The 12,348-nt window shown below is 48.3% G+C and carries 13 protein-coding genes; 6 read left to right on the forward strand and 7 right to left on the reverse strand.

Annotation, left to right across the window (positions count from 1 at the left end; genetic code table 11):
* The first annotated feature begins 12 nt into the window (after positions 1-12).
* The 3 genes from fieF to XDD1_RS00910 all read left to right on the forward strand — a co-directional run bounded on the left by fieF (position 13) and on the right by XDD1_RS00910 (position 3,274).
* The gene (gene fieF, locus XDD1_RS00900; protein WP_045967940.1) at positions 13-912 is read left to right on the forward strand and encodes a CDF family cation-efflux transporter FieF; all 900 of its coding nucleotides are present in this window, start codon (positions 13-15) and stop codon (positions 910-912) included.
* Between the two features lie 157 nt (positions 913-1,069).
* The gene (gene pfkA, locus XDD1_RS00905) at positions 1,070-2,047 is read left to right on the forward strand and encodes a 6-phosphofructokinase (protein WP_045967942.1); all 978 of its coding nucleotides are present in this window, start codon (positions 1,070-1,072) and stop codon (positions 2,045-2,047) included.
* 252 nt (positions 2,048-2,299) lie between these two features.
* Positions 2,300-3,274, forward strand: a complete 975-nt coding sequence (locus XDD1_RS00910; RefSeq protein WP_231854491.1) for a sulfate ABC transporter substrate-binding protein — start codon at positions 2,300-2,302, stop codon at positions 3,272-3,274.
* An 81-nt stretch (positions 3,275-3,355) separates the two neighbouring features.
* Here XDD1_RS00910 and tpiA read toward each other — a convergent pair whose 3' ends face one another.
* Together tpiA and XDD1_RS00920 are read right to left on the reverse strand one after the other, a co-directional pair.
* A complete protein-coding gene (tpiA, locus tag XDD1_RS00915) occupies positions 3,356-4,123 on the reverse strand; it encodes a triose-phosphate isomerase (protein WP_045967946.1) in 768 nt (255 codons plus the stop codon).
* Between the two features lie 88 nt (positions 4,124-4,211).
* Positions 4,212-4,862, reverse strand: coding sequence for a DUF1454 family protein (locus XDD1_RS00920; protein WP_045967948.1), 651 nt, complete (start codon positions 4,860-4,862; stop codon positions 4,212-4,214).
* Positions 4,863-4,933: 71 nt separating this feature from the next.
* On the opposite strand from XDD1_RS00920, the gene XDD1_RS00925 reads away from it, so the two are divergent.
* Positions 4,934-5,383: a DUF805 domain-containing protein gene (locus XDD1_RS00925; protein ID WP_045967950.1), complete on the forward strand. Its 450-nt coding sequence runs from the start codon at positions 4,934-4,936 to the stop codon at positions 5,381-5,383.
* Positions 5,384-5,421: 38 nt separating this feature from the next.
* Here the strand turns inward: XDD1_RS00925 and fpr are convergent, their stop codons facing one another.
* Positions 5,422-6,168, reverse strand: a complete 747-nt coding sequence (fpr, locus tag XDD1_RS00930) for a ferredoxin--NADP(+) reductase (protein WP_045967952.1) — start codon at positions 6,166-6,168, stop codon at positions 5,422-5,424.
* A 376-nt stretch (positions 6,169-6,544) separates the two neighbouring features.
* Between fpr and emrD the strand changes: the two genes are divergently transcribed.
* Positions 6,545-7,732 carry a multidrug efflux MFS transporter EmrD gene (gene emrD, locus XDD1_RS00935; RefSeq protein ID WP_045973270.1) on the forward strand — a complete coding sequence of 396 codons (1,188 nt, stop codon included), beginning with the start codon at positions 6,545-6,547 and terminating at the stop codon, positions 7,730-7,732.
* A 58-nt stretch (positions 7,733-7,790) separates the two neighbouring features.
* On the opposite strand, the gene glpK is transcribed toward emrD, so the two are convergent.
* Entirely contained in the window at positions 7,791-9,314 is a 1,524-nt protein-coding gene (gene glpK, locus XDD1_RS00940; protein ID WP_045967954.1) for a glycerol kinase GlpK, read from the reverse strand.
* A 19-nt stretch (positions 9,315-9,333) separates the two neighbouring features.
* Entirely contained in the window at positions 9,334-10,131 is a 798-nt protein-coding gene (locus XDD1_RS00945; RefSeq protein ID WP_045967956.1) for an MIP/aquaporin family protein, read from the reverse strand.
* A 316-nt stretch (positions 10,132-10,447) separates the two neighbouring features.
* Between XDD1_RS00945 and zapB the strand changes: the two genes are divergently transcribed.
* Positions 10,448-10,690, forward strand: a complete 243-nt coding sequence (zapB, locus tag XDD1_RS00950; RefSeq protein ID WP_045967958.1) for a cell division protein ZapB — start codon at positions 10,448-10,450, stop codon at positions 10,688-10,690.
* A gap of 47 nt (positions 10,691-10,737) precedes the next feature.
* Here the strand turns inward: zapB and rraA are convergent, their stop codons facing one another.
* The gene (gene rraA, locus XDD1_RS00955; protein WP_045973271.1) at positions 10,738-11,259 is read right to left on the reverse strand and encodes a ribonuclease E activity regulator RraA; all 522 of its coding nucleotides are present in this window, start codon (positions 11,257-11,259) and stop codon (positions 10,738-10,740) included.
* A 108-nt stretch (positions 11,260-11,367) separates the two neighbouring features.
* Positions 11,368-12,285, reverse strand: a complete 918-nt coding sequence (locus XDD1_RS00960; protein WP_045967960.1) for a 1,4-dihydroxy-2-naphthoate polyprenyltransferase — start codon at positions 12,283-12,285, stop codon at positions 11,368-11,370.
* Positions 12,286-12,348: the final 63 nt, after the last annotated feature.

Here is a 12,348-nt window from a genome sequence, read left to right on the forward strand (position 1 = left end):
AGGCGGTAGTCAATGAATATCAATTATGGGCGATGGGTCAGTTCCGCTGCGTTGGCGGCCACGGTACTGGCCAGTGTGCTGTTGATCGTGAAAATTTTTGCCTGGTGGTTGACGGGATCGGTGAGTTTATTGGCGGCGCTGGTGGATTCTCTGGTCGATTTGGCCGCTTCCCTGACGAATTTTTTTATCGTGCGCTATTCACTCCAACCGGCGGATAAAGAGCACACTTTCGGGCATGGTAAAGCTGAATCATTGGCAGCGTTGGCGCAAAGTATGTTTATTTCCGGTTCAGCGATTTTCCTGTTTTTGACGGGCTTTCAGCACCTATATTCCCCCAAGCCGCTGGAACATGCGGCAACCGGGATTGGGGTGATTGTTATTGCCCTGATTTCCACGATCTGTTTGGTGACCTTCCAAAAATGGGTGATCAGTAAAACGCAAAGTCAGGCGATCCGGGCGGATATGCTGCATTATAAGTCCGACCTCCTGATGAATGGGGCGATTTTGCTGGCGTTGCTGCTGAGTTGGTATGGTTTTAAACGTGCGGATGCGCTCTTTGCCTTGGGCATTGGGGTTTATATCCTCTATAGTGCATTACGGATGGGCTATGATGCTGTACAGTCCTTGCTTGACCGTGCCTTGCCGGATGAAGAGCGGCAGGAGATTATTGAGATGATCCGGAATTATCCCGGTGTGGCAGGTGGGCATGATTTGCGCACCCGTCAATCAGGCCCGATTCGTTTTATTCAGTTCCATCTGGAGATGGATGATAATTTGCCCTTGGTGCAGGCACATGCGTTGGCCGAAGGGATTGAAAATAAATTACGGAACAGGTTTCCAGATGCCGATATTATTATTCACCAAGATCCTTGCTCCGCTGTCGCCGAAGAGTATAAAAACCGTTGGGATTGACGGAGAATTTATCCATAATCAAAAGCACATCAAAAAATAGACATAATCTTAATGCAGAATAGCTGTTTTTCCGTATCATAGGCGGAGTTGAATCAATTCAGCTAATGAAGTGACAATCAGGTTTCGCAAATATTATATCGACAAGTCAGAGGTCATCATGATCAACAAGATTAAAAGAATCGGAGTCTTAACGAGTGGCGGTGATGCGCCTGGCATGAACGCCGCTATTCGTGGTGTTGTTCGTGCCGCTTTAACCGAAGGGTTGGAAGTTTACGGCATTTATGATGGCTATCTGGGGTTGTATGAAAACCGCATGAAGAAGCTGGATCGCTTTAGTGTTTCCGACATGATTAACCGCGGTGGGACGTTTTTGGGATCAGCCCGCTTCCCGGAGTTCAGGGATGATAAGGTGCGGGAAATTGCCATTGAAAACATGCGCAAAAATGGGATCGATGCGTTAGTCGTGATTGGCGGTGACGGCTCTTATTTGGGCGCGAAAAAGCTGACCGAGGCGGGTTTCCCTTGTATCGGCTTGCCGGGAACGATTGATAACGACGTCGCAGGCACCGATTATACCATTGGTTATTTCACGGCGCTGGAAACGGTGGTTGAAGCGATTGACCGTTTGCGTGATACCTCAACGTCCCACAAACGCATTTCGATTGTTGAAGTGATGGGGCGTTATTGCGGTGATTTGACTTTATCCGCAGCCATCGCGGGGGGCTGTGAATTTATTGTCCTGCCTGAAAATGAAGATCCCTTTGATCGTGAAGAATTGCTGGCTGAGATTAAAGCCGGGATTGAAAAAGGCAAGCGTCACGCGATAGTTGCCATCACTGAACATGTCTGCGATGTGGCTGAACTGGCGAAATATATTGAAGCGGAGACCCGCCACGAAACCCGTGCAACGGTATTGGGGCATATCCAGCGTGGTGGTGCACCGGTCGCGTATGACCGCATTCTGGCTTCCCGCATGGGGGCGTATTCGGTTCAACTGCTGCTGGAAGGGCATGGCGGTCGTTGTGTGGGTATCCAGAACGAGAAACTTGTTCATCACGATATCATTGATGCCGTGCAAAATATGCAGCGTGTCTTTAAGAAAGAGTGGCTGGAAACCGCGAAGAAACTCTACTAATCCTCTCCTGCCTGAAAAATCCTCTGTTGGAGACAGCCCTATCCTGTGGCTGTCTCATTCCTCATATTCTTCTTGTGCATAAGCAGAAAGTTAAAATTATTTCTGCGTCATCGCGCTTTCTGTCAGTTTTTATGGCGAAATCATAATAACTGAGGGGAAGGTGTGGCCGTGGCGATAATAAATGCAAGGGGTATAAATACTGGCTCAATATGGGCAATGACAAAAAAATATATTGTTTCAACGTTATCTTTGATGGTCTTGGCGATAACACCGCTGGCTAATCAGGTATGGGCAAAAGATCTGCAATTATTGAATGTCTCCTATGATCCGACCCGTGAACTGTACCAGCAATATGATGAGGCATTCAGCGAATATTGGCACAATAAAACCGGGGACAATGTGAAGATCCGCCAATCACATGGTGGTTCGGGCAAGCAGGCCACTTCCGTGATTAACGGTCTTCAGGCGGATGTCGTCACTCTGGCACTGGCTTATGATGTGGATGCCATTGCTGAGCGTGGAAGCATTGATAAGCATTGGATTCAGCGTCTGCCGGATAATTCAGCGCCTTATACCTCCACCATTGTCTTTTTGGTGCGAAAAGGAAACCCGAAACAGATAAAAGATTGGCCGGATTTGATCCGTCCCGATGTTGCCGTGGTGACCCCGAACCCGAAAACGTCCGGCGGTGCGCGTTGGAATTATCTGGCGGCTTGGGGATATGGATTAGCGCATAACCATCAGGATCAGGCCAAAGCCAAGGCGTTTGTGAAAGCACTCTATAAAAATGTAGAAGTGCTGGACTCCGGTGCACGCGGTGCCACGAATACCTTTGTGGAGCGCGGGATTGGCGACGTCTTGATTGCTTGGGAAAATGAAGCCTTACTGGCGATTAATGCGCTGGGCAAGGGGAAGTTTGATATTGTGACGCCGGGCATGTCTATTCTGGCGGAGCCGACGGTTTCTGTTGTCGATAAAGTGGTTGATAAACGGGGAACACGTGAGCTGGCGACAGAATATCTGAAATACCTTTATTCTCCGGTTGGGCAGGAGATTGCGGCCAAAAATTATTATCGCCCGCGCGATAAAGCCATCGCAGAAAAATATCGCGCTGTTTTTCCTGCTTTGAAGCTTTTTACCATTGATGAAGTCTTTGGCGGTTGGGATAAGGCGCAAAAAGAACATTTTGCTACCGGCGGAACGTTTGACGAGATTATCCGGCGTTAGTCATTGGCTGATGATGGAGTGAAAAAACCGCCACGAAGCATTGCTCGTGGCGGTTGAATCCTATTTTTATGCGTTAAAAAATTACGCTTTTTTAGCTTCTGCGGCAGCTTTGACGATAACGGCGAACGCATCCGCTTTCAGTGATGCGCCGCCGACCAATGCACCGTCGATATCGGGTTGGGTGAACAACTCGGCTGCATTACCGGCGTTAACTGAGCCGCCATATTGAATAATGACTTGTTCCGCGATGGCGGCATCTTGTTTTGCAATATGGTCGCGGATAAATTTATGCACGGCTTGCGCTTGGGCAGGCGTTGCCGATTTGCCTGTACCAATGGCCCAAACCGGTTCATAGGCAATCACGGTATCTTTGAATGCGTCGGCGCCCAGCGTGTTCAGAACCGCATCGATTTGGCGTGCGCAGACGGCTTCAGTCTGACCCGCTTCATTTTCTTGCTCGGTTTCACCGATGCACAGCACGGGGATCAGGCCCTGCTCTTTCAGGACAGCGAATTTCTTCGCGATGAATTCGTCGCTCTCTTTGTGGTAAGTACGGCGTTCAGAGTGGCCGATAATGATATATTTTGCACCGACGTCTTTCAGCATTTCTGCGGAAGTTTCGCCCGTGAAAGCACCGGAAAGATTGACGCCGACATCTTGTGCGCCCAGCGCAATGCGGCTACCCGCCAGGGCATTTTTTGCCAGAGAAACATAAACTGTTGGTGGTGCGATAGCGACGCCACAGCCGTCAACATTACTCAGTTCTTTACGCAGGCCTGCAATCAGGTCGTTAACCATATGGGTACTGCCGTTTAATTTCCAGTTACCCATCACTAATGGATGTCGCATATTTTTCCCTCCAACCAGAAAATAATCAAATTGCGAAATGAATGCACAGTATAAAGATCATCAACGCGAATAGCTCTGCGCTGGGTCACTAATTTTCATTTGCTGATGTGTCAGATAGCGATAGCTTAATCGGTTCAATTGCGAAGGTCATTATATTTTCGCTGCTGTTGACGATGATATAGCGTATTGCGCCCATTTTTTGACTGAAAGCGGGGCGGTTTTCTGCTGCCTGCAAGAGCCTTTCCCATTGAATTTCAGCTTGTTCAAGGGAAAGCGTGGGTTCAAATTGGTTGATCAGCGCGGTGATATATTTTGTTGCCAGTAAGCGGTTTTGCGTATTTTCCCGTTCATCTTGTGATAACAGCAGGGTAATTTGCAGGCTTTTAATCTTTTCACTGCCCCGCTCCAGTACGGCCGAAGAGTAAATGTTGTCATTGATTTTACTGGCGGCGCGGATAAACGGCTGCGAAATATCTTTGCTGGCAATCACTCGGTATTCGTACAACGGCGTGCCGGGATGGTTTTGGTTGTATTTTTCCCGAAAAGTGGGGATGGTGTCTTCGAAAGTGGGGGAATCCGGCAGTAGATACATTAATGGTGGAGTTATTAATGGTGAAGTTATTAACGGTGAGTTGATTTCTGGTGTGACAGACGGTGCATCGGCAGCGGCGGATAATGGTAAACCGATGCCAAAAGCGATTAATATTGTCACCAGCAGTTTATTTATGTCTGTTTTCATTTTGTTACTCACTGAGTTAAATCCTGGAAAAACAGCATCCACACAATTGGAAAATCATTGGAAAAGAGTACATGACATTACAACAATGGGGATTTTCATTCAAAGGCCGAATTGGACGACGGGAGTTTTGGATCGGCACAGGCATCTGTTTCGCTTTGATCTTTATCCTCCTGACACTGCATGGCATGAATATCCTCCCGATAAATTATGCGGCGGTGGGTATTGCTTTGCTATTGTATCCAACGGCGGCGATTTTTTCGAAGCGTCTGCATGACCGGAATAAACGGGGTGGCTGGGGGTTACTCTTTGCGTTGGCTTGGGTATTGCTGTCCCTTGACTGGAGCACAATGGCACCGATATGGCAGTGGGGCATTGGTCGTTTTGTCCCAACCCTGATTTTTGTCATGATGATATTGGATTGCGGGGTATTTCGCGGAACGGAAGGCACTAATCGCTTTGGTGAGATGGCAGAAACGGTGGATTATATTTCTGCCAATGACCCTGCCCAAAAACGCCGATAAGTTTATTGTGGGCACCGTGACCCGCCATCATGCGCTGATTACCAATATTGCTCGCTGGTGATATGGCCGGGTTTACGGCGCAGATGTTTTGCCATATTACGCTGCTCTTTTAATAGTTGTTGGGTATCCCTGACCATTTGGGGATTCCCGCACAGCATGACATGGCTGTTTTCTGCCTGAATTGGTAAGCCGACGGCGGATTCCAGTGTGCCATTTTCAATTAATGCCGGAATTCTGCCCATCAGTGAATTTGACCATTCTTCCCGACTGACGACAGTCTGTATTCTCAATTTCCCCTGAAATTTTTTCTCCAATGCCTGCATCATGGGTAAATAACTCAAATCTTTTCCCCACCTGACCGCATGAACCAACACGATATGGTCGAATCGCTCCAGATCGATGCCTTGCTGGAGGATAGAAAGATAAGGCCCAATGGCGGTGCCGGTGGACAGCATCCAGAGTGTTTGGCTGTCAGGGATCTCATCAAGAACGAAAAACCCTGCCGCTTGCTCTGTGACCAGCAGTTCATCCCCGGTTTTTAGTGCCGCCAATCGGGGGCTGAGTTTTCCTTGCGGAACGGTCACCAGATAGAATTCCAGTTGATTGTCATCGGGAGAATTAACGTAAGAGTAAGCGCGCTGGATGCGCTCCCCTTCAATTTCCAATGCCAGTTTTGCAAATTGCCCGGCAGTGAATTGTTCGATAGGTGCATGAATTTTGATGCTGAAAAGTGAGTCAGTCCAATGAGTAATGTCGGTAACTTTTCCTGTAACCCAATTTGCCATGACGATTAACCTCTCTACACAATAGGGTATGAATTAACAATGTGAATGAATACGGCGTGAATTGATGATTTTTTGTGACGATTCTACGTGATCAGCGGAAATAGCATTATCGATTACGTGTTACGGTGTAATTGACTGGACTTTTGCCGTTATTATGGATTGATATGTACACTTTTATTGACATTTATGGATGATATTTCTGTAATTTTTTCTTCATGTGAAATTGTATACTGCAAAGAAAAAATATAGATTTGCTCATTGAATCCTATCTCATTTAGTCAGTACGTCAGGTGCTTTAATTAAGCGCTTGAGGGTTTTACTGTGGCTGATGATTGATTATTCGATTATTTTCAATGGGTTATTTTGTATAAATACGATGAGAAAAATAGAACACTTTAATTTATTGTTGATGCTGATTGCCCTGACCGCGGTAGGGCAGATGACGCAAACGATCTATGTGCCAGTGATTGCTGATATGGCCAGTGATCTTAACCAGCCTGCGGGAGAAGTTCAGCGGGTGATGGCAGCGTATCTGTTTTCTTACGGGTTTTCGCAACTCTTTTATGGGCCGCTGTCTGACAAAGTAGGGCGCCGTCCTGTGATTTTGGCGGGCATGTCCATTTATCTGGTGGCGACGATATGTGCCCTGTTTGCCCCGAACTTATCGGTGTTGGTGCTTGCGAGTGCATTGCAAGGGTTGGGCACAGGGGTTGCCGGGGTAATGGTACGTACCATGCCACGGGATTTATATACCGGCACGACCTTGCGTTATGCCAATAGCCTGTTGAACATGGCGATATTGGTTAGTCCTCTGGCCGCCCCTATGATAGGTGGGATGGTTGCCCACTATTTTGGTTGGCGTGCCTGTTATGTGTTCCTGTTGCTGTTAGGAGCCGGGGTGGTTTTCTTTCTGGCCCGGCATTTACCGGAAACCCGCCCCGCCGGGACTAAACACAGTACGATGTTGGTTTCTTTCCATCAGTTACTCTCTCATGGTGCCTTTGTTTCTTACCTGATCATGCTGGTAGGGGGCTTGTCCGGGATTGCTGTTTTTGAAGCCAGCAGCGGCGTATTGATGGGGGCGGTGCTGGGGCTGGATAGCCTGACGGTCAGTATCTTGTTTATTCTGCCCATTCCTGCGGCGTTTTTTGGCGCGTGGTATGCAGGGCGTGAAGGTAAAACATCTTACCGGCTGATGTGGCAGTCGGTGATCTGTTGCTTGTTGGCGGGTATCCTGATGTGGTTGCCCGGCTGGTTTGGTTTGATGAATATCTGGACGTTGTTGATACCGGCAGCGTTATTCTTTTTTGGCGCCGGTATGTTGTTCCCATTGGCAACGACCGGTGCGATGGAACCTTTCCCTTATCTGGCGGGTGCCGCAGGGGCTTTAGTGGGAGGATTACAGAATGTCGGTTCAGGGGGAGCAACGTGGCTGTCGGCAATGTTACCGCAAACGAGCCAATTTAGCGTTGGTATGCTGATGTTTTCCATGTCGCTGCTGATCTTGTTTTGCTGGCTGCCCATTTCCCAGCGGCACCCGCGTCAGGAACATCCCGTTTCGTAAGTTCGGCTTAAGATACCTGCTCATCTCCCCGCGTCGCGGGGAGATGAGCATTTTAGAATTAAGCGCGATCTTCCCAATCCTGGGCACGGGCAACGGCTTTTTTCCAACCATTATATTTGTGGTTACGTTCAGTCGTTTCGATGCTTGGGCGGAACTCTTTTTCGATGACCGCTTTGCTTTTCACTTCATCCAGATCCCGCCAGAACCCGACGGCCAAACCGGCAAGGAAAGCCGCACCTAACGCTGTACTCTCACGCACTTCCGGGCGCTCTACACGGGTGCCGAGAATATCAGACTGGAACTGCATCAGGAAATTGTTGGCGACAGCACCGCCATCGACGCGCAGGGATTGCAGGCGTGTTCCTGCATCAGCCTGCATCGCGTCCAAGACATCACGGGTTTGGTAAGCGATGGATTCCAGGGTGGCTCGAATAATGTGGTTGCTATTGGCGCCACGGGTCAGGCCGAAAATCGCCCCACGGGCGTAAGGGTCCCAATACGGTGCACCAAGGCCGGTAAAGGCAGGAACGACATAAACGCCATTGCTGTCTTTGACTTTGGTCGCGAAGTACTCTGAATCTGCGGCATCCGCAATGAGTTTCAGTTCATCACGCAGCCATTGAATGGATGCGCCGCCAACAAATACCGCGCCTTCCAGTGCATAATTGACTTCACCGCGCGGGCCACAGGCAATCGTTGTCAACAGGCCATGATTGGAACGAACGGCGTCTTTGCCGGTGTTCATGAGCAGGAAACAGCCGGTGCCGTAAGTATTTTTTGCCATTCCGGGGTGCACGCACAGTTGCCCATATAATGCGGCCTGTTGGTCACCGGCGATACCCGCGATAGGAATGCGCGTGCCGCCTTTACCGCCGATATTGGTTTGGCCATAAACCTCGGAGGACGCAGCGACTTTGGGCAGCATAACGCGAGGTATTCCCAACTCATCAAGGATTTTCTGATCCCAGTCGAGATTATGGATATTGAACAACATGGTACGGGAGGCATTGGTGTAATCGGTCACGTGTACGCGCCCCTGAGTCATTTTCCAGACCAGCCAGGTATCGACTGTACCGAATAACAGTTCACCATTTTCAGCACGATGGCGGACACCTTCAACATTGTCCAAAATCCACTTTATTTTCGTCCCGGAGAAGTAAGGGTCAACCACCAAACCGGTATTGTGACGGATATATTCTTCCAGGCCGTCTCTCTGTTTCAGTTTGGTGCAAATGTCTGCGGTCCGGCGGCATTGCCACACAATCGCGTTATAAACCGGTTTACCCGTTTCTCTTTCCCAAACAATGGTGGTTTCCCGTTGGTTAGTGATGCCAATGCTGGCAATTTGGTCAGAACTGATATCCGCTTTTGCCAGCACTTCCACTAAGGTGGAGCTTTGGCTTGCCCAGATCTCCATCGGATCGTGTTCCACCCAGCCGGGTTTGGGATAAATTTGCGGGAATTCACGTTGTGAGATGCAGACAATATTGGCATTGTGATCCAGTACAACGGCCCGTGAACTGGTTGTGCCCTGATCCAAAGCAACGATATATTTTTTTTCAGTCATATTTTCTGTAGTCATAACGATAACCTGGTTTTATTCAATTATGGCGCGGTAAATGGCGAGTAATCAGTTTGCGGTAGCCAAAAGCACCTAAAATCGCGCCAACAATAGGCGCTACCAATGGAACAAGGCAATAAGGAATATCCCGGCCTCCGGTTAGGGCAATCTCTCCCCAGCCAGCCAAATAAGCCACTAATTTGGGGCCGAAGTCACGGGCTGGGTTCAGGGCGAATCCAGTCAGAGGGCCAAATGAACCCCCGATCACTGCAATGAGAATGCCGATTAACAGCGGTGCCAAAGGCCCCCGTGGCAGGCCATTACCATCATCTGTCAGCGACAGGATCAGGCACAGCAAAACGGCCGCGATGATCACTTCAACGATAAACGCATGGAGTACGGAGATCTGGGCGGCAGGGTAAGTAGAGAAAACGCCGGCGGTAAAGAGACTTTCCTGCGAGCCGCGAACGATGTTGTGAACTTGCTCATAATCCAGGAAAAGGTTGTAATACATCATGTAGATGATGAGTGCTGCGACAAAGCCACCGAACATTTGGGCAACGATGTAAGGCAACACTTTTTTTCTGTCGAAGTTGGCAAACAGGCATAAAGCAAGGGTAACAGCAGGGTTAAGATGCGCGCCTGAAACGCCGGCAGTGAGATAAACTGCTAAGGCGACACCCAAGCCCCAAATAATGCTGATTTCCCATAAGCCCAGTTGTGCTCCTGCGATCCGGGCAGCAGCAACGCAGCCTAAGCCAAAAAAAACGAGCAATGCAGTTCCTAGAAATTCGGAAATGCATTGACCTGATAGTGTGGGAGTTGTGGTCTGGCTCATTTCTATATCCTATAAAAAAGTACAGGGGGGAGAGTAATTATTAGTCCCTTCTTATGTACTAAGAGAAAGGTGCCTGTGAATTTATCGTTAATGCGCGTAAACGAGAAATAGCGAAATTGAAATCTGCGTGTTGCGTCAACAAAATGAGCGAATTCGCATTTGTTTGGTGTTTTATTGAACTTGCCAAATGTGATCTTATAAACATTTGGGTTTGGTCACTATATTTCGCGTTATGCCGCACATTGAAAGGATGAAACTAGACAGACGTTAATAGGCTAAATACAATCAATACATTGCTTACAAGAGGGGCCCCAGAATGTCATTTGAAGTTTTTGAAAAACTAGAATCTAAAGTTCAGCAGGCGATTGATACCATCACTTTGCTGCAAATGGAAATTGAAGAATTAAAAGAAAAGAATGCAGTCTTATCTCAGGACGTCCAGAATATGACCGACAGCCGTGAATCTCTGGTACGTGAAAATGAGCAGCTCAAACAAGAACAATCAGCATGGCAAGAGCGCTTACGCACCTTGTTGGGTAAGATGGAAGATGTACAATAAGGTATCCAATGGCTTAGTTGAAAAAGGGCGATAATTGCGCCCTTTTTTTACATTTGATCATCGTCGCTGTCTACATCAGGTTCTTCGTCAATCTCCAGAGGGACATCGGATAACACGATGCCGGTATTGTCTGCGTAGAGATAATCACCGGAGAAGAAGGTAACCCCACCGAAATTCACCCTAATATCGCTTTCTCCCGCCCCTTCACTATTGGAGCCGGCAGGAATGGCAGCCATCGCTTGAATACCAATATCAAGCTCTGCGAGATAATCAACCTGACGCACGGCGCCATAGACGACAATGCCTTCCCACTCATTATTGGCAGCCAGTTGAGCCAGTTCTGCATCAACGAGTGCCTTGCGTACCGATCCACCACCATCGACGAGCAAAATGCGACCATGACCGTTTTCTTCAAGTAAATCATAAAGCAGGCCATTGTCTTCAAAACATTTCACCGTGATGATCTGACCACCAAATGAAGTACGCCCACCAAAGTTGGAGAAGAGTGGCTCCACCACGTTTATATCATCTTGATATATATCACAAAGTTCGGAAGTATCATATTTCATGGGATTGACGTCTGGTTTATGCAAGGAACGGACAGTATATCCTTTTAAAGCGGGTGTTGGCAAAATCATCAATCTTAAAACTTATGTGTAAAATTGATGCCTACTCGCTTAATTAAATACCAATCCAATGGAAAACAGAATATTGGTCAATAAGGCCGCTTTGACCATTTGTACCAGTTTGGGACGCATCCCTTCCGGTGTGGGATCACGCAGCACTTGCGCGATATGTTTCAACAACAGGGGAAAAGCGAGCAAGAACAACCAGCTCAACCCACCATTCCGGTACAGGAGCGTGAAGCTCACCAGACAGAGCATGGCAGTGACCAGAAGGACGGCATGGTAACAGCGCGCCTTTTTTCCTCCCAACCGGACAGCCAGCGTATTTTTACCATTTTGGCGGTCACTGTCGATATCGCGTAAGTTATTGATGTTCAAAACTGCGACGGAGAGTAAGCCACTGGCGGTTGCGGGCAAAAGCGTGTTGATGGAAAAATCACCGACTTGCAGATAGTAAGTCCCCAGTACACTTAAGTAGCCAAAGAAAATCAGCACGGAAATATCCCCCAATCCCAGATAGCCATAAGGACGAGTTCCCACCGTATAAGTGATCGCCGCGACAATCGCCAGTAGCCCCAGAGCCAGGAAACCCACTATGTCGCTTGGGCTATTGCAGGCGACAGCAATAAGGGAAATGCCGGATAAACAAGCGAGCAGCACGGTGATCTTCAAGGCATTTTTCATCTGTTTGGCGCTAATCAGACCTTTTTGCATGCCCCGCAGCGGGCCAAGGCGTTCTTCGGTATCACTGCCTTTGACCACATCACCGTAATCATTGGCAAGATTGGACAGAATTTGCAGTATGGCGGCGGTTAATAACGCCAGTAACGCGACAGGCCATTTGAAATGCCCTGCCCATGATGCAAGGGCCGAACCCGTTATGACGGCAGCAACGGCCAGTGGCAGCGTTTTGGGGCGTAAACTTTCCAGCCATGCCTGTATCGGGCTGATAGACGTTGTTGAGCTCATATTGTCACTGTTTGTCATTATGAATGGGGTAATAAAATGTTGGTGTAATAAATTTTATACCAT

Source organism: Xenorhabdus doucetiae (genome assembly GCF_000968195.1).
Classification (GTDB): Bacteria; Pseudomonadota; Gammaproteobacteria; order Enterobacterales; family Enterobacteriaceae; genus Xenorhabdus; species Xenorhabdus doucetiae.